Origin of the sequence: Streptococcus mitis (assembly GCF_003942765.1) — a bacterium.
GTDB classification, from domain to species: domain Bacteria; phylum Bacillota; class Bacilli; order Lactobacillales; family Streptococcaceae; genus Streptococcus; species Streptococcus mitis_BE.
Map to the genome: position 1 here is coordinate 131,798 of NZ_RJNW01000005.1, position 19,063 is coordinate 150,860.

The 19,063-nt window shown below is 41.4% G+C and carries 15 protein-coding genes and 1 pseudogene; all 16 read right to left on the minus strand.

Annotated features, from left to right (window positions below):
• Nucleotides 1-175 precede the first annotated feature (175 nt).
• The 16 genes and pseudogenes from purD to comA all read right to left on the minus strand — a co-directional run bounded on the left by purD (nucleotide 176) and on the right by comA (nucleotide 19,037).
• On the minus strand, nucleotides 176-1,438 hold the full coding sequence (gene purD, locus D8849_RS08475) for a phosphoribosylamine--glycine ligase (protein WP_125386770.1): 1,263 nt from the start codon (nucleotides 1,436-1,438) through the stop codon (nucleotides 176-178).
• A gap of 220 nt (nucleotides 1,439-1,658) precedes the next feature.
• Nucleotides 1,659-1,895, minus strand: coding sequence for an RES family NAD+ phosphorylase (locus D8849_RS10695; RefSeq protein ID WP_312023089.1), 237 nt, complete (start codon nucleotides 1,893-1,895; stop codon nucleotides 1,659-1,661).
• 17 nt (nucleotides 1,896-1,912) lie between these two features.
• On the minus strand, nucleotides 1,913-2,746 hold the full coding sequence (locus D8849_RS08480; protein ID WP_260467584.1) for an RES domain-containing protein: 834 nt from the start codon (nucleotides 2,744-2,746) through the stop codon (nucleotides 1,913-1,915).
• The gene (locus tag D8849_RS08485) at nucleotides 2,743-3,690 is read right to left on the minus strand and encodes a sce7725 family protein (protein WP_125386771.1); all 948 of its coding nucleotides are present in this window, start codon (nucleotides 3,688-3,690) and stop codon (nucleotides 2,743-2,745) included. The genes D8849_RS08480 and D8849_RS08485 overlap by 4 nt, the downstream gene beginning before the upstream one ends.
• Before the next feature lie 12 nt (nucleotides 3,691-3,702).
• Complete coding sequence (locus D8849_RS08490; RefSeq protein WP_125386772.1) at nucleotides 3,703-4,536, minus strand: sce7726 family protein; 834 nt, start codon at nucleotides 4,534-4,536, stop codon at nucleotides 3,703-3,705.
• A 214-nt stretch (nucleotides 4,537-4,750) separates the two neighbouring features.
• A complete protein-coding gene (purH, locus tag D8849_RS08495) occupies nucleotides 4,751-6,298 on the minus strand; it encodes a bifunctional phosphoribosylaminoimidazolecarboxamide formyltransferase/IMP cyclohydrolase (RefSeq protein WP_125386773.1) in 1,548 nt (515 codons plus the stop codon).
• A 26-nt stretch (nucleotides 6,299-6,324) separates the two neighbouring features.
• Nucleotides 6,325-6,498, minus strand: a complete 174-nt coding sequence (locus D8849_RS10490) for a hypothetical protein (RefSeq protein ID WP_185756235.1) — start codon at nucleotides 6,496-6,498, stop codon at nucleotides 6,325-6,327.
• Nucleotides 6,499-7,044 (minus strand): phosphoribosylglycinamide formyltransferase, encoded by a 546-nt coding sequence (purN, locus tag D8849_RS08500; protein WP_125386774.1) that lies wholly within the window; start codon nucleotides 7,042-7,044, stop codon nucleotides 6,499-6,501. It abuts the gene before it with no gap.
• Nucleotides 7,041-8,063 (minus strand): phosphoribosylformylglycinamidine cyclo-ligase, encoded by a 1,023-nt coding sequence (purM, locus tag D8849_RS08505; protein ID WP_125386775.1) that lies wholly within the window; start codon nucleotides 8,061-8,063, stop codon nucleotides 7,041-7,043. The genes purN and purM overlap by 4 nt, the downstream gene beginning before the upstream one ends.
• A gap of 36 nt (nucleotides 8,064-8,099) precedes the next feature.
• Nucleotides 8,100-9,542, minus strand: coding sequence for an amidophosphoribosyltransferase (gene purF, locus D8849_RS08510; RefSeq protein WP_125386776.1), 1,443 nt, complete (start codon nucleotides 9,540-9,542; stop codon nucleotides 8,100-8,102).
• An 18-nt stretch (nucleotides 9,543-9,560) separates the two neighbouring features.
• Nucleotides 9,561-10,664, minus strand: coding sequence for a hypothetical protein (locus D8849_RS08515; RefSeq protein ID WP_049552332.1), 1,104 nt, complete (start codon nucleotides 10,662-10,664; stop codon nucleotides 9,561-9,563).
• Nucleotides 10,665-10,717: 53 nt separating this feature from the next.
• On the minus strand, nucleotides 10,718-14,443 hold the full coding sequence (locus tag D8849_RS08520) for a phosphoribosylformylglycinamidine synthase (protein WP_070482045.1): 3,726 nt from the start codon (nucleotides 14,441-14,443) through the stop codon (nucleotides 10,718-10,720).
• Between the two features lie 56 nt (nucleotides 14,444-14,499).
• A pseudogene (locus tag D8849_RS10850) lies at nucleotides 14,500-14,568 on the minus strand (phosphoribosylaminoimidazolesuccinocarboxamide synthase); the annotation flags it as partial.
• Between the two features lie 76 nt (nucleotides 14,569-14,644).
• Complete coding sequence (gene purC / locus D8849_RS08530; protein ID WP_049552334.1) at nucleotides 14,645-15,352, minus strand: phosphoribosylaminoimidazolesuccinocarboxamide synthase; 708 nt, start codon at nucleotides 15,350-15,352, stop codon at nucleotides 14,645-14,647.
• 169 nt (nucleotides 15,353-15,521) lie between these two features.
• The gene (gene comB / locus D8849_RS08535; RefSeq protein WP_125386777.1) at nucleotides 15,522-16,871 is read right to left on the minus strand and encodes a competence pheromone export protein ComB; all 1,350 of its coding nucleotides are present in this window, start codon (nucleotides 16,869-16,871) and stop codon (nucleotides 15,522-15,524) included.
• Between the two features lie 12 nt (nucleotides 16,872-16,883).
• Nucleotides 16,884-19,037, minus strand: coding sequence for a peptide cleavage/export ABC transporter ComA (gene comA, locus D8849_RS08540; protein WP_004269956.1), 2,154 nt, complete (start codon nucleotides 19,035-19,037; stop codon nucleotides 16,884-16,886).
• Nucleotides 19,038-19,063 lie beyond the last annotated feature (26 nt).

A 19,063-nucleotide genomic window follows, 5' to 3' on the forward strand; every position in this document is an offset into this window, starting at 1 on the left:
TTCTTTTTTGATAATGGTCTTAGGTGGTGGGGACGGAAGCAAACCTTCGGTTTCATTCCTAAACTTGGAGCCTAAGGTCTCAAAGTTTCCCCCGACCAGAACATTCACTGTTCTGGTCTTTTCACCACGGCGACCATTATCGTACTTGGCGACTTCGTCGCTTTTTCTTATATCTTTATCGAATAGCCTTGCTTCCAATATCTGTTCGGTAAAAGAGGCCTTCTGTGTTTTGTTTGTTGAGTTCCCCGTAGATGGTGTTTTGGGCTTCTTTGACGGTGGCTGCTGTAGTGACGAGCATATAGACACGTCCACCGTTTGATAGCAGTGCTCTGCTATTTTCCGCAAACTTAGCCCCTGCATAGTAGGTGATGGTGTCGCCATCGGTTTTAGCTGGCAACTCGACACCCTTTGCATAATCTAGCGGGTAGCCCTTGGATGCGACAACCACACCCAGAGTCACACCCTTGTCTGTCCAGGTGATGGTTGGCTCCTTGCCATCCAGAATATCCGTAATATTTTGTGCAAAGTCAGATGTCAGACGAGGCAAGATAATTTGCGTTTCTGGATCTCCGAAACGAGCGTTAAACTCGATAACCTTAGGTCCATCAGCTGTCAAGATAAGCCCTGCGTAAAGAACTCCCAGATATGGACGCCCTTCTTGGATCATGCCCTCTAGGACTGGCTTGACAATAGTCTCCACTGCTGTGTCAACCACGCTCTGTGGCAAGTGTGGAACTGGCGCATAGGCGCCCATACCACCCGTGTTAGGCCCTTTGTCGCCATCGTAGGCACGTTTGTGGTCCTGAGCTGTTGGCATGATGTAGAACTTATCACCATTGACAAAGGCAAAGAGTGAAAATTCCTCTCCTTCAAGGAATTCCTCAATAACCACACGCGCACCTGAGTCACCAAATTTATTGTCCAAAAGCATCTCGTGAGCTGCTTCGACTGCTTGCTCGACTGTCTCAGCAACGACGACACCCTTCCCAAGCGCCAATCCATCCGCCTTGACTACGATAGGCGCACCCTGCTTTTCGATATAGGCCTTAGCTTCCTCGAAATCTGAAAAAGTCCCATAGGCTGCTGTCGGAACACCGTATTTGACCATGATTTCCTTAGCAAAATCCTTGGACCACTCCAGCTCAGCTGCCAATCTTGTCGGACCAAAGGCTTTGAGACCAGCTGCATGGAAATCATCCACGATACCAGCCGCAAGGGCATCATCTGGCCCGATAAAGGTCCAAGCAATATCGTTAGCCTTTGCGAAGTCAATCAATTTAGAATGTTCGGAAATAGAGATATTTACCAATTCCAAACCATCCAGAGTCATCCCATCATTCCCAGGAGCAACAAAAACCTTTTCTACCTCTTTTGACTCAAGCAACTTCTTAGCAATCGCATGTTCACGACCACCCGAACCGACAATAAGCAGTTTCATTTCTCAACCTCTTTTGCGAATTATTTAATAACATTATATCACAAACGTTCGTTTTAATCTAATTATATTTGCGAGTAAAAAATACAACATCGAGTAAACTTACTGAACCTATTTCATTTTTAGCCTTTAAACATTCAATACCGCCTCATTATAAAACAAGGCGGCATTGAGTGCGGAATATCTCTAAAAGTATGTAGAAAAGCTTCATTAGGTATTAAGCTTACCAGCTATAAGAAATATGATTTATTCGTTTCATCCTTATGTCGATTACCTCAAAACAATCCGGCGTAAATATAGCCAAATTGAATCCTTCGGGATTCATAACGCTGCGGAATTCAATTCCTTGATAAATTAATTCTCCAGAAATTGGTTTGGTTAGAGATTTCACAAAATCAGCTATATATTGAGTAGGGATATAATCTAGAATATCATCAGAATTTCTCATTACTCGCCCCATCTCAGAATCAATCTTTTTTAGATTTTTTTATTAATCGCTAATTCAGCAAGATCATCAATAATACCATCTTGAAAAGGGCTAATTTCAATTATTTTTTTAAAATCAATGACTGTTATTGCAGACTTCAACTTAAAAGTGCCAATACATACATGATCATATAAACCTGTTCTTGTTTCATGTATTGTTGTCGTCTCTGAATCACCTAAATAAAGCATTACAACCCCTTTTGGATTAGCTCTTCCATCGGCCGATTTACCTTTAGGAGGTGCCCCTATCCCTTCTGGTTCAAATGGTTTCCCGTCTTTTGAAATCCTGCACCTATAGAACTGTTCTCCTTCTGAATAAGTCTTTTGAATAGCTTCACAATACTTTCTTAGAATGCATTTATTAATTTGATTTGAATGAAAACGATTGTTATATTTAATGTCGTCAACAAAGTCTTCCCAACTCTTACTGAACAATGAATGATCTTTTAAATAAATTGGGTCATACATCTGCTTTACTCCAACAGGGTGCGTTAACAATTCAGGACTTTCTTCGAATAGATTTTTACAAATCTCAGAAAGCATTTGGTGAATCTTGAACTCCTCTTTAGTAGTAAATATATTCCAATTTGTAGCCATTTCTGTTTTTAGAAGCGTTTCTTGCCCAACTGGGAAATTTTCTATTTTATCTACTGGAGAAAAAATAGAAACGAGAGAGCTCAAAAATGGAATTAAATAGTCGTCACACTGTGTATCATAAACACAAACATTATTATTTGAACAAATGTCACAGCTAGCTTGCCTTTCAGCTATATTAACTTCGTTTTTTAGAATCTCATCTGCAAAACAATCTTTACAAATTTTCATTCACTGTCTCCACTGATTCGGTCAAGATACTTACTAACCAATTCAATATGATGCATAATGGACAATTTCTTTACTGTGCCAAGACCTGGATAAGAACCCGTTTTATACAATTTTTCAAATTCATTTATCGCCAGTGTTCTTTCCACTAGGCCCTCGTTGACAAATGTAATTAATTTTTCAAGTGCTTCCTTAAACTTACCAGCTGGGTTTGTTGGATCTTGGTTTGTTTCTGATACAAAATGGTGAATTCTTAGATTTTCATCAGAATCAAAATAAACGATGTGGATAGCAACAGCATAAGGAGCAAAACCTGATTCACTATACTCCTCTCCTACAATGGAATAGTCAGAAAATCCCTTATATTCATCTTCTATAAAATATTTATGATCATCTGAGAAGAATTCATCATCTTTGTCTGAATAATCTGTATTTCTTGCTAATTTAACAAAATTGTCACTAATCTTGACTTTATTTCCCTGAACTTCTCTTTTTAGTCTTCCTATTTCTGAAATAAAATTATACGCCGTCTCTTGTTTCCTATAATTTTTATTATATCCTTGTAAATCATCGGGCTTCTTACATACTGTTATTTGTTTGCCAATATCTGCAATAGACTTAAAATTTTCTTCTAAACTATAATCCTTACTCATCAACGAAACATAATAAAAATTCTCACTTTCATCAATCAAACTATCCAATCGAGTAGCAAGATTACTTTTAGAAAAATCGCTATATTCCTCCAAAAAAGATCCTACACCTGGATTCATTACAATAGAACATTTCTGCCTCTTATCTTTAAAACCCTCCAAAGTACTTACCAGTGTAGGAGATAATCTTACCGGTTCAATAATTGGAATTACAGCGCTACCTAATTTATTATTTTCTAACAATTCTCTAAGAGCAATCAACTCATACTGTCTTCCTCTCAAATACGGAAAATACATATAAATACTCCTTTATTCATTTAAAAACTGCTTTAATGCCTTAAAATCCTTAGGTTTAAAATTCATGAAATACACCAAAAATTTAAGCTCATAAGGAACATCTGCAAATAAATCTTTATCTATTGAACTCCTCTTCTTCAATTCCATAAGAAAATCCGAATAAAACTGTTCCAATGGAATCTTTTTGGTTAATAATTTACAAACGTCATAATACTCAAATTGAGACACATCTGGTAACGAATTAAAATGTTTCTCAATAATGTTTTCATATTCCCCCTTACGAAGTATTTTAAAAATTATTTCCCTATCTAAATCAGTATTGTACTTCTCTGGTTTAATTATTGTTTTAATTTTGCTGTTTCTTTGGAGCACATAAAGACCTACAGGTTTTTTTAACAACTTAATCTTCTCCAAAGCTAAATTTACATTTTTTTCATGAGTAACAATTGCAACATGATTAAATGCTCTATAGTATTCTGTGATTTGATTTTCTAATCTGTCAAAATTATCAAATTCAGTTTTGATTTCATATACCACAGCTTTTCCATTTATTAAAATAAAATCTGGTTTTGCATTTCCAACAGGTATTTCAGTCAAAGCAGTAGTAGTATTTATACTATGTACCCCTAATAATAATTTATTTAACAACGTATTTTTATAAAAATATTCATTTCTATACGATTGAGAGAGTTTCATATAAGTATTTTGAATTATAGACAAATTATTACCTAATTTATGATGTTGCGATACACACTCAAAAATTGGATCTTTTTTATTTTGTACGAGGTTTTTTATAGTATTTCTGGAAAAAAATCTATTTATTAAATAATTTTTTTTAATTTCCAAATTAATCCCCTCCTTAATTTCGCCCTTCTAACATTCATTATATCAAAAATATCTACTTCTAACACGATTTATCATAACTTTATTTATCACCTTTATTCTAAAATTATGATGTTTTTCTAACTTACCAACAAGTTTCGTTTCTCATAATTTTTTATTAATCTATTACTTAATTTCAAAAAAAAGGAAAGAAACTTTTTTCTTCCCTTTAACCTTCTTAATGTCTAAAATGTCTCACTCCTGTGAAGACCATGGTCAAGCCGTATTTATCCGCAGCTTCGATAGATTCTTGGTCACGGACGGACCCACCTGGCTGGATGATAGCCTTGATACCTGCTTTGGCGATTTCTTCCACATTATCCGCAAATGGGAAGAATGCATCAGAAGCAAGCACAGCGCCATCAAGACGGTCTTTAGCTTGGTCAATGGCAATACGGACTGAAGCCACACGGTTGGTTTGACCTGGGCCAACTCCAAGTGTCATGTGGTCGTTGGTCACGATAATTCCGTTTGATTTGACGTATTTAATAGCTTTCCAAGCAAACTCAAGAGCTGTCGCTTCTGTCTCAGTTGGTTGGCGTTTGGTCACCACTCGCCAATCGGCTGGGCTTTCCTTGACCACATCTTGGTTTTGCACCAGAAGTCCACCAACTACACCTGTGTATTCTGCTTCCACTTCGCTAGCCTCTTGAGCATCAAATGGCAAGGCAAGGATACGCAAGTTTTTCTTTTTATTGGTCAAAATAGCTAGCGCCTCATCCGTATAGCTTGGTGCGATGATGATTTCAAGGAATACACCATGCATCTTCTCAGCTGTCGCAGCATCCACCTCACGGTTGAGAACGACAATCCCACCAAAAATAGACACTGGATCAGACTCATAAGCGTAGTCCCAAGCAGTCTCGATGTCATCAGCCTGACCGATTCCACATGGGTTCATGTGTTTGAGAGCCACAACGGTTGGACGGTCTTTGAAGTCACGGATAATACGAATGGCAGCGTCAGCATCACGGATATTATTGAATGATAATTCTTTCCCGTTGAGCTGTTTAGCAGATGCAATCGAGTAGTCAGTCGGCAAGGCTTTTTGGTAGAAATCTGCATCCTGTTGAGGGTTCTCACCGTAACGCATAGCTTGTTTGAGGTCATAGGTCAAAGTGAGCTTTTCAGGTTTGCTTTCTCCGACTTGAGCTGTGAAATACTCTGCAATCAAGGCGTCATAAGCCGCTGTGTGACGGAAAACCTTGGCTGCCAAACGTTGTCGAGTTTCGTAAGTTGTTTCACCGTTTGCTGACAATTCGTCAAGAATCACAGCATAATCCTCCGGATCTACAACAACTGTTACGCTGGTATGATTCTTCGCTGCTGAACGAAGCATAGATGGCCCACCAATATCGATATTCTCCACAGCATCAGCATAAGTCACATCTGGTTTGAGGATGGTTTCCTTAAATGGGTAAAGGTTAACTACAACAAGATCGATAAGCTCAATCTGATTGTCCTTAGCCGCTTCTAAATGGCTATCTAAGTCGCGACGAGCAAGGAGTCCACCGTGGATATTTGGATGAAGGGTCTTGACACGACCGTCCATCATCTCTGGAAAACCAGTCACATCATCAATGGCAATGGTTTCTATCCCAGCAGTATCAAGGACAACCTTGGTACCACCTGTCGAGATGATGTCCCAACCAATTTTTTTGAGTTCATGGGCAAATTCAACAATGCCCGCTTTATCTGAGACGCTGATTAAGGCGCGTTTAGTCATGTTTTTTCCTTTCATTTTCAAACTCTCTACCTACGAATTTTTCGATTCATAAAGTATAGGAAGACGATTACCAAGACTCCCAAAATTACTGTCAGTAAAAATCTCCCCCAATAGGGAATCTCTGGGAAGAAAAAATTTACCAGTAAACGTAGAATGATTACCAAGGTAATCAAGGCAAGTGTTTCCAACCATTTTTTCATTTACTTGTCCAACAATTCTCTAATAACCTCTGGATACAACTTGTACTCTGCCTCATGAATCCGAGTTTCAAAACTTTCAATCGTATCATCAGCTAACCGTGGCACACGGACTTGTTTGATGATCTTACCAGTGTCCACACCAGAATCTACCCAGTGAATGGTCACGCCGCTCTCAGCAACGCCAGCATTCCAAGCATCCTCAATCCCATGAGCTCCTGGAAATTCTGGCAGGTAGGCTGGATGAATGTTGATGATTCGGCCTTCATAGGCTGCCAATAAGGTTGGCCCAACGATTTTCATATAGCCAGCTAGACAAACCAAGTCAATCTGGTGTTCTTCCAAGAGTTCGACAAGGGCTGCTTCGTAGTCTGCCTTGCTCTCAAACTCCTTGAATTCAAAAGCATAGGATAGAACGCCGAGCTTGTCTGCACGTTCGAGCACATAGGCGTCACGATGGTCTGAAAAGACAAACTCTACCGGAAATTGTTCCGTTATCACCTGAAAATTTGAGCCATTACCAGAGGCAAAAACCGCTATTTTTTTCATTTGATGATGACACTTTCGTTTTCTTTCTTGACGATGCGACCAATTTCATAGACTGGTTCATCCAACAATTCCTTGACACGACTTACATTTTCAGGGCTAACTGCTAGCATAAGTCCCACACCCATATTGAAGATTTCAAACATTTCCTCATGCTTGATCTGACCGTATTTTTCAAGGGCTTTAAAAATTGGTAAAACTGGAACCTTGTCTTCCTCAATCTCAGCAGCCAAGTCAGCTGCAAACATGCGAGGGACATTCTCAATAAAGCCACCGCCTGTGATGTGGGCAATGCCGTTGACCAACGCTTCCTTGATGAGTGGTAAAACAGCCTTGACATAGATACGAGTTGGCTCAAGAAGAACTTCCTTAAGTTTCTTACCTTCCAATTCTGGCAGGACTTCCTCACCTGTGTAATCCGCAAAGACACGACGGACGAGAGAGTAACCATTGGAATGAATCCCACTTGAAGCAAGTCCAAGAAGAACATCTCCCTCTGCCACTTTTGAACCGTCAATGATTTGAGATTTTTCAGCCACACCGACCGCAAAGCCAGCCAAGTCATAGTCATCTTCGCCGTACATGCCCGGCATTTCAGCCGTTTCCCCACCAATGAGGGCAGCTCCAGCCTGCACACAACCTTCTGCCACACCAGCAACGACTTGCTCTAGCTTAGCTGGTTCATTCTTGCCTGTCGCTACATAGTCAAGGAAATAGAGGGGCTCCGCACCTGCAGCGATGATATCATTGACACACATGGCAACACAGTCCTGACCGATGGTATCGTGCTTGTCGTACTTGATAGCCAGCATGAGCTTGGTTCCGACACCATCAGTTCCTGAAATCAAGACGGGTTCTTTAACCCCAGTCTTTGAAAGGTCAAACATACCACCAAAGCCACCCAGAGCTCCCATGACACCTGCACGATCCGTACGAGCCACGTGCTTTTTAATCCGTTCAACAACTTCATAACCCGCTTCAACATCTACACCAGATTGAGCGTACGCATTTTTATTTGTCATTTTTATATTCCTTTTCTTTAATGGAGGATCTATTGTCTATTTATAAAAACTGGTCTTTTCTTCCAAACTTCGACGATAGTCTTCCTCATAGTCGTAGAGAGGTGTTGGGTAGTCACCGTCAAAGTAAGCGACACATAGACCACCATTTGGCGCATCTGTTTCAATACCAATTGAATCAATCAACCCGTCAACAGAAAGATAAGTCAGACTGTCCGCACCAATGATTTGGCGAGTTTCTTCGACCGTATGATTAGCCGCAATCAGCTCCTGACGGGTCTGGATATCAATTCCGTAGAAGCATGGATAAGCTAGCGCTGGACTACCAATAGCAACGTGAACCTCAGTCGCACCAGCTTCTTTCAAGAGCTGAACGATACGACGAGAGGTTGTTCCACGTACAATAGAATCATCAATCATAACAACACGCTTGCCTTTGACAACACCAGAAACTGCAGACAGTTTCATCCGTACCCCTTGCTCCCGCAATTCTTGAGTCGGTTGGATAAAGGTACGTTGGGTGTATTGGTTCTTGATGAGGCCCATTTCATTTGGCAAACCAGACTCTTCCGCAAATCCCATAGCCGCGCTGAGGGAAGAATTGGGCACACCGACCACGATATCCGCCTCATGCTTGAATTCACGCGCCAATTGGGCACCCATACGTTTACGTGCCGTATGGACATTGACACCATGAATGTTAGAATCAGGGCGAGCAAAATAGATATACTCCATAGAACAGATTGCTAACTGGGTATCATCTGTATAGCTATCATACTGGATTCCCTTGTCATCAATGATCACAATCTCACCTGGCTTTAAATCGCGAATCCATTCTGCACCAATGACTTCAAAAGCACAGGTTTCAGATGACACTACGACTGCTCCGTTAGCCATTTTCCCGATCGAAAGGGGACGGAAACCATTTGGGTCAAGAGCGGCAATCAACTTATCTTCAAACAGCAAGATATAAGCAAAGCCACCTTTAACAAGGCTGAGCGCTTCCTTGATTTTGCCCATCAAGTTCGGATTGTGACTGCGACGAATGAGATGAGCTAAGATCTCCGAGTCCGAAGTCGCGCTGAAAATCGCTCCTCTTTGTTCCAGTTCTTTCTTGAGAGAAGCTGCATTGGTCAGATTCCCATTATGAGCCAACCCAAACTGCATATCGTGAAAACGGAAGAGGAAGGGCTGGATATTATCTACAGAAGCTTCGCCAGCAGTCGCATAACGCACATGCCCAATTGCTCCACTTCCTGTCAATTTATCCAAATTAGCAGGATTTTTGAAGACTTCTGATAAAAGCCCCATATCACGATGGCGCTTCAATTTCCCTTGGTCATTGGAGAGGATTCCTGCCCCCTCCTGACCACGGTGCTGAAGACTATGGAGTCCAAAATAGGTCAATTTAGCAGCATCTGGATGTCCCCAGATACCAAAAACACCACATTCTTCATTAAGAGATTTTACTTCGTATGTCATTTTTTATACCTTTTATTTTTACATTATAGCCCACTCTTCTAAAAGAAAATTAGGAATTTCATCTGGCTCGACTCTCTTATAACTATCAACTCCTACACACTGACCCAAATTAGGTTTACCAAACAGTTCTTGACTCAATAGCACAAGCTTCTCATTAGTTCTAATTTTTTCTTTAATTGTCGGGCTAAAGTAATAGTTTTCAGTGTAAGCAAATATTAAATAATTAAGAAAATCCAGTTTCTTCAATCGATCGCTACTATTAAACTGACTTTTTAGAGATTTATATTTCCTATCCCTTTTATGATAAAAAGCTAGCACCATCGTCTTTTCTTTTAACGGTAAGATAGCTAGATGCAACTTCTGAATACGATTATTTTTTGAATGGTTACTCGTATCATTCACTGGATATCCATACATATCTCTAATCAACGTTAATGAGCCTTGAAACGCTATCGGTGTCTTATAGGGGAGCACCTCATGAAAAATAATTTGATATGCTCCTTTAAGATTGTCTTCAATAGCAGTTTTATGGAGTAAAATTTCATTTTGAAAATCTTCAATATCATAATCAAAAGAATTATGAAGATCTTTTATTTTTTGAGATGTATTCTCTAATGTTTTATTAGAAATCTCAGGTATTCTTAAGTATAAAGCTTTCTTAATCGTCTTATCAGACATTATTTTTTCAAAATGATATTTTTCCTCCCTCCTTCTAACTAATTCTAAAAGGAAATTTTTCAATGCAATTTGTGACAACATTTTATCGCTAGGATAAGACGTAAGATTCATTTCATTTTCATATTCCTGAAAATAGAATGAATCACATTTACGACAAATAATTTGTATCGTTCCCGATTTGCTTACTCCCTTATCATTATCTAACAGATCGCTCCCTATTAAATAACCAGCTTGTGTTAACATGCCAGAATCAGAAATTTTTTTTAACGATAACTGTGGAATGGTGTGAGAATTGCAGAAACTTGTAGTATCTTTATCACAAAGTAAACACTTTCTTGGCTTTAAGTCCTCCTTCATTACTCTCATCTCTCTAGATAATAATTTTTTCAATTGAATCTTTTTTTCAATATCAGGTATATCAATTAATTTATTCAAATACTTCACAAACTTTCATTTTACTTCTCAAAACACACCAATCGTTATAGTCAGTTCTAGTCTTATTTCCCAGTAAAATATTTAACAGCTGATGCAAAGAGGTGCTGGTCTTTATTTCCTGGGATGTTTTGGAAGAGACCGTCTTCATAACGTTCTGAGTGTCCCATTTTACCGATGATTTGACCATTCTTGCTAGTAATTCCTTCGATGGCATGGACAGAACCATTCGGATTGAACTTAGAATCCATACTTGGTTTTCCATCAAAGTCAACATATTGGCTGAAGATTTGTCCATTGTCACGGAGTTCAGCGAATTCCTCAGCCGTCACGACAAACTTCCCTTCACCGTGCGAAACAGGAATAGCGTGGATATCGCCCACTTGCACCCCAGTCAACCATGGCGAGTTGGTATTGGCAATCCGGGTTTCCACCATCTTAGCCACGTGTTGGTTGGCATCATTATAGAAGAGGGTTGGGCTCGTACTGCTGGCATCTTCAAAGTTTCCGTATGGAAGAAGACCTGATTTGACCAAAGCCTGGAATCCATTACAGATACCGATAATCAAGCCACCACGAGCGATAAAGCCATCAATCGCTGCACGCACTTTTTCATTGAGCAGAATGTTGACGATAAACTTGGCTGATCCATCTGGTTCGTCCGCAGCTGAGAATCCACCTGCAAAGAAGAGAATGTTAGCCTTGCCGATATTGTCAACCATGGTTTCAACTGACTTGACAATAGCTTCTTCATTCAAGGTCACAAATGGTACCAAGTTGATCTCTGCACCTTCTTTTTCAAATGCCTTAGCTGAGTCATATTCTGAGTTGGTTCCTGGAAAGACTGGGATATAAACCACAGGTTTTTCAACCTTTTCTTTGGCATTAATCACAACATCTGATGCCACAGCTGGTACTTCAGCCAGTTCTTTGGCTTGGGCAAACTCTGTTGGGTAAACTTCTTCCAGTTTTCCTTGGAAGGCATTGTCAAGTTTGTGTCCATCTAACTTCACACCGTTGACAAGAAGTGTAAAGTTGGCTTTCGTTTGACCAATCTTCTCTACTCCAGCGATTTCTTCAGGAGATGTGAAGACAAATCCGCCTAGCTGAGCTGTCAAAGAACTTCCAAGTTCAGGCAAGGTTACCTCTGCACCAATATGATTCCCAAAAGTAGCAAGAGCCAAACTTTCAACCACACCACCATATTTGACAGCTGAAGCAGATGTCACTTTGTGACCAGCTTGGATGTCTTTAAACTGAGCAAAATTAGACTTAATCAAGTCAAAATCAATCTCTGTAGAGAGGGCTTGACCTGGGATGTAGTAGATATTTTCACCAGCAACCTTGAACTCAGGAGAAAGCACATTACGGCTATCTGCCGTCGTCACCCCAAAGGCAACCAAGGTTGGCGGAACGGTCAATTCTTCAAAAGTACCAGACATGGAGTCCTTACCACCGATAGATGGCAAACCAAGTTGGATTTGTGCTTCGATAGAGCCTAGAAGAGCTGCTACTGGCTGACCAAAACGCTCAGCTTGTTTATCCATGCGCTCGAAATACTCTTGGTAAGAGAAACGAGCCTTAGACCAGTTTGCGCCAGCAGCCACCAAACGAGCAGTTGCTTCGATAACCGCATAAGCAGCACCGTGGTATGGAGACCATTCAGCTACATATGGGTTGAAACCTTGAGCCATGACTGAGGCAGTATGAGTCACACCGTGTTGTACAGGCAATTTCTGCACAGAAGCCTCAGTCGGTGTGAGTTGGTAGCGACCACCAAGTGGGTGGTTGACAGTCGAACGTCCGACAGAGCAATCAAAGATGGTTTGCAAGCCTTTTTGACTAGCGTGGTTGAGGTCTGATAGAACCGTAAGGGTATCTGCTTCCAGTGTTTCTACGCTTGTAGTACGTTCTTCTGGAAGCTTGACATCCTTGTCAACGACCTTAGCATCGACAACCACACGTACACCATTGGTATCAAGGAAGCGACGTTCCAAGTCCACAATTGTCTCACCATTCCAGTGCATGACAAGATTTGGTTTTTCAGTCACTGTCGCAACCACAACAGCATCAATATTTTCTTTGTTACATTCAGCAACGAAGGCATCTACATCCTCAGGACGCACCACAACAGCCATCCGTTCTTGTGATTCAGAGATGGCAATTTCGGTACCATTTAAGCCCTGGTATTTAAGAGGCACCTTGTTGAGGTCAATTTCAAGACCGTCTGCCAATTCACCGATGGCTACACAGACACCACCAGCACCAAAGTCGTTAGATTTCTTGATAAGACGAGTGACATTGCCATTACGGAAAAGGCGTTGAATCTTGCGTTCTTCTATAGCATTCCCTTTTTGAACCTCAGCACCAGCAGTCTCCACAGATTCAACTGTTTGAACCTTAGAAGAACCTGTCGCACCACCAACACCATCACGTCCTGTCTTACCTCCAAGGAGAATAATCACATCTCCCGCTTCCGGTTTTTCACGGACCACATTGCCCTTAGGAGCCGCTCCGACAACAGCACCTAGCTCCATGCGTTTAGCCACAAAGCCTGGGTGGAAATACTCACGAACGTAGGTCGTTGCAAGCCCAATCTGGTTACCATATGAAGAATAACCATGAGCCGCTGTTTTAGAAATAACCTGTTGTGGCAGTTTACCAGCACGAGTTTCTGAAATCGGTGTGGTAATATCTCCAGCACCCGAGATACGCATGGCTTGGTAGACATATGAGCGACCTGACAATGGATCACGAATGGCTCCACCGATACAGGTAGCAGCCCCACCAAATGGTTCAATCTCAGTTGGGTGGTTGTGAGTTTCATTTTTAAACATGAGGAGCCAAGGTTCCTTGATACCATCAACGTCCACTTCGATTTCTACTGAGCAGGCGTTTATTTCATCAGACACTTCCATATCGTCCAAACGTCCATTAGCACGCTCATAACGACCGAAAATAGTCGCCATATCCATCAAGGTTTGTGGTTTTTCAGAACGCCCCAACTCATCACGCATGGCAATATATTTTTCATAGGTTGACTGCAATTGTTTTTGGAATTTAGAAGCTGAAAAGTCGATGTGTTTCAATTCAGTCTCGAAAGTGGTGTGACGGCAGTGGTCAGACCAGTAAGTGTCCAAAACCTTGAGTTCAGTCTCAGTTGGCACGCGCCCGATTGACTTAAAGTAGTCTTGGATAAAGAGCAAATCATCCACTTCCATTGCCATCCCTTGCTCGGCTTTGTAGCGGGCAAAATCTTCTGCTGTATAGCTTTCAAAGAAAGTCAATTTAGGAATGGTCTTGTCTGACTCTGAAAATTCCTGCTTGGCAATCCCTGTCGTGATGTCCTTGAAACGAGAATCAACTGGATTGAGCAAGTAGTTCTTGACCGCTTCCAACTCAGTCGCATCAATATCTTTATTCACCAAGTAAAGTTGGGCTGTATTAACCGTTACATCACTCGAACTTCCTAGTAAAAGCAAGGCTTCCTGTGAAGAAGCCGCACGCTGGTCAAACTGCCCTGGCAGGCTTTCAATAGCAAAGAAAGCATAGTTAGCAAGATCCGCCTGCACAGTCGCTTCGTCCAAGACGTGGTCTGTCACCTGCTCAGAGAAGATGTGTTTCTCTGCAGGCGCAAACAGGTCCTTAGCCAAGTTAAAGACATCATACACTTGCACAATACGAATACTTTTCAAGCTTGAAAGTCCCAAGTTATGCTGGAGTTCTCTAACCAAACTCTCTGATTTGACCTGAAAATCAGCCTTTTTTTCAACAAAAATACGTTTATCCATCAATTCTTATTCCTTTATTTCAGCTCTTACAATGTTCCCAAACAGCCTTGAGGTTGTTATTTCAATTCCTGCAACTTTTCCCAGACAATCTCGTAAACGTCTGTTAGCTCTCCTAATCCCCTACGGAGTGAAAAGGTCTGGGGGACCTTTTCAGCCTGAGTCCTTTTAGTTGAGAGACGAAGGTTTTCCGTTGCAAACAGATTATTTCAAACCTTGCAGCTTCTCCCAAACAACTTCATAAACATCGGTTAATTCACCTAGTCCCCTACGGAAAACATCCTTATCCATGTGGTTGCCATCCGCATCCCACAAGCGACAGTTATCCGGTGAAAATTCGTCTGCCAAGATAATCTTGCCATCCTTGTCAAAACCGAACTCTAGCTTAAAGTCAATCAACTTGAGGCCAATCTCAGCAAACCAGACTTTCAAAAGTTCATTGATACGACGGGTTTCTTCCTTCAAGTAGGCAATCTGCTGGTCATCCGCAATCTGTAGGAATTTCACATGCTCATCATTGATGAATGGATCATCCAAATCATCATTTTTGTAGTAAAATTCAACAATCGGAGTCTCAAATGCGATTCCTTCGTCTACGCCAAAACGTTTTGAAAAGGAACCAGCCGTGTAGTTGCGTAGCACGACTTCCAAAGGAATGATTTCCACCTTTTTATTGAGTTGTTCCGTGTCTGAAATTTTCTCCACAAAGTGAGTCTCCACACCAGCCGCATTTAATTTCTCAAAAATAAAAGATGAAATCTGATTATTCAACACTCCCTTGCCCGCAATCTGCTCCTTCTTAACACCATTGAAAGCAGTCGCCTGGTCCTTGTAAGTTGAAATAATAAGATTTTCATCCTCAGTTGTATAGATATCTTTAGCTTTTCCCGAATAGATCAATTGTTTTGACATTTTAAAGTTCGCCTTTCGTATTACTTGAGCACATTCTACCATAAAAAACCTAAAATTACAAGAATTTAACCGAATAAATAGAACAATAATCTCAAAAAACGTAAAGAAAAAACTGCAAGAAGCATCTTTCTCACAGTTTTAAAATCATTTAACTCTAAAAACACGAACATTACTCTTTGTTCAAAAATTGATCCAAATAATAGCGCAGGTAACTTTTCTTACCTGTAATCATCTGCAGACGACCTTCCACCCCGTACCGAAGTTTTTCTGCCTGCTCAGAAGTTAGATCAGTCTCCGCCTCGATTTTAAAGAAATTCCCTTTTTCAGTCTTAGTAGCTGTCGCATCAATACTTGTAATAATCGAATCTAGGAAAATTTGATTCTTGGTATCATGAGTCGTCGTATAACGAACAGAGTCCCCAATCTTGACTCTTGCTACATCCTTTGAACTTAGATAAGCTGTAAGTTTGGCTTTCTCTTCTTTTTCCAAGGACGGATAGAGTTGGGCTAGTAGGGCACCTTCTGCTACCATGCTAGAATCACTGGTCTCAGGATTAATGTGAAGCACCCCATCCTCACTGGCCGTAATTTTCCCCTTGTCTAGAAGACTTCCCTGTACTTTCTTACCTGACTCCACCTCCAAGATTTTCTGATCTAGAAGGGTCAATTCCTGACCAACCTTAGCCAAGTGTTGTGATTTGAGGGATTCCAATTGACTGCTTAAGCCTGACACATAGGCTTGCTGGGTACCTGAACCTGCATACTGGACGCGGTAAGTAGCGAGACTGGATTCTAACTGAGAAAGCTGAGCTTCAACCTGCGCAACAGCCTGAGCCTTAGTTTGCGGATTTTCCTCACCCTGAGACTTGTAAGACTGGTAGAGAGAGTAGGCTAGATTCTGACTGGCCAAGGAAGTACCTGTTTCAATAGCTGACTTAGCTGTCTGGTAATCGCGAATTTTAGCCTCTGTTTGGCTGATGAGGTTGCCGATTTCAGCTTGGGTTTGACTAGCTGCTGCATTCTGGGACGCGATGGTCTCATTTTGTTGCGATGTACTAGCCCTAAGACTGCTTGCTTGACTGATGTAGTCGCGAAAGGTGGCTTGGTAGCCAAATTTATCCTCCTCTGGAAAGTGGTTCTCCCCTTCTTGCAGACTTTTTTGCAAATACTCCAATTGCTTTTTTTGATCCTTAAGCATGTCCAACTGACTAGCATAGGCCTCCGCTTGGACACCCTCTGCCCCTTCTTGATATTGAACCAACAGTTCTCCCTTTTTAACCAGCTTATTTTCTTCCAAATGATTGACAAGAATGCGATTGTTGCTAGTTGACTGGATATTTGCAAGGATACGACTAGGCTCGATAGTAGCTCTAGTAGACAAACTCATCTCCTTCTCTGCCAAAGTTGCAAAACCAAGCAAAAACACGAGCAGAAGGGACATGGGGACAATCACCCGACTGGAAAAATTATGGTAACGACGATTATAAAACTCCGCACTTTCTAAAAATTCTGGTTTCATCCTCTCCTCTTTCTAGCTATTGACCAAATGGGCGTAAAAGCCACCCTGTGCAAGTAAATCAGCATGCTTTCCTTCTTCAACAATCTTTCCTTGATCCAAAACAACAACCTTCTCTGTTCGCTCAGCAATGGTCAAGCGGTGAGCAATGAAAATCAAGGTCTTGTCTAAAGCCATAAGATTATCGACAATTCGCTTCTCAGTCAAGATATCCAGACTGCTGGTCGCCTCGTCCAAAATCAAGACCGGCGCATCTGTCAAGAGAGCACGCGCCAGAGCAATTCTCTGACGTTGACCACCTGAGATCCCTGCCCCATCTGAAGTCAATTCTGTCTGGTAATTCAGTGGCATCCGCTCGATATCTTCCCGAATCTCTGCCAATTCGACCGCCCGTAAAATATCTTCCTGATTCGTCCCCTCCTTGGCTCCCAAAAGAAGATTCTCCAAAATCGTTCCATTAAAGACATAGGGCTGCTGAGGCAGATAGTTGATGTACTGACGCAGGGCTTTTTTATCAATCTGATTAAGATTGACACCACCCAGACTAATCTCTCCCTGACTAGAGTCGTAAAAATTAACCATCATCTTAGCCAAGGTGGTCTTACCTGACCCTGAAATCCCCACAAAAGCCACCTTAGAGCCTTGGGGAATGGTCAAATTGATATCCGACAAGACATCTCGACCATAGCCATACTTATAGTAAACCTGCTTGAAAGTCATCTCTCCCTTCATCAAGCTCAAATCCTCAACCGTTTTCTTCTCCTCAAACTCCGAAGCTACCAGATAAACCTCATTTAGACGGTTATTGGCAACCTGCGCTGTCTGAAGCTTGGTTTGCAGATTGATGATATTTTCCAAAGGATTGGTAAAGTAAACAAGCAAGGTATTATAGGTAATCAACTGCCCCAAACTCATCTTGCCATCCATAACTAGAACAGCCCCCATCCAGAGAATGCCGACATTGAGCAAGAGATGGGCAACTTTTTTCAGAGCCTTTTGCTGACTCTCTGCCCGACTATAGGTAAAGGATTTTTTCAGATAATCCACAAATTCCTTGTCAATCTTTTGATAACGTGAACTTTCACTAGTCAAGGACTTGATAGTCTCAATACCGTTGATGTCCTCAATGATAGAAGAAGACAGAACCGCATTGGCTTCCATGGTATCCCGATTCATCTTTTCAAACGGCTTCATAAAAGCAAAGATAATCACTGTGTAGATAGGAAGTGCCAATAAGGTCATGAAAAAGAGATTGGTATTTTGTGAAAATAAAACAAGAGAAATAATGACAACCGTTGACACATCTAGGAAAATCGAAAGAATGGTCGAAGCCAGCGCATCAATGATACTATTGGCATCCGTGAAACGAGACACGATCTCCCCTGTCCTGCGTGTCGCAAAGAAGGACATAGGCAGGTGAAAAACATGCTTGATATAGGACAAAATCACGTCAATCGACAGGCGTTGCCCCAAAACAAGTAAGAGATACTCCTGAGCGTAAGACAAGATCTGCTGGAGAATATAGACGATAACCAGCCCAATAGAAATAATCCCAAGCGTCGAACGCATCTGATCTGGCACATAGGTATCAATGATAGACTGCAGATAATAAGAACCCACAATGTTAATCAAGGTTACCAAGAGTGTTGCCAAAACGATATTAGCAATCAAGCCACGCTGCTTCACTAATATAGGGATAAAAGAGAGCAGACCATTCTTTTGATCCTTATGAGGCTTGTAGTCTGGACTAGGTGCCATAAAAAGAGTCACTCCTGTCCATTCTTCCGCAAAACGCTCACGTGACAGTTTGGTCAATTTCACCCCAGGATCCGGATCGGCAATATGAATGCTATCCTTATCCTGCCCAGTCACCACATAGTAGTGGAGCAATTTCCCTTCCTTAAGCACATGGGCAACAAAAGGAAAAGCCAAATCTGGCAAGTCAAAGAGCGTCATATCTGCCTTAATTGCTCGCGTCTCAAAACCAATTTCCTCTGCCACCTTGACCAAGCCCAAAGCCGTTGTCCCATCCATGGTTGTCTTGGCCAATTCTCGCAAGTGAGCCAAAGAATAATAACTACCATAGTAGCCAAAAACCATGGCTAATGAAGCTACACCGCAGTCCATCTGATCCACCTGCGGACGATAGTGACGTTTCCCAAATTTCATATTCATCTCCTTTTTCCTAATACTCA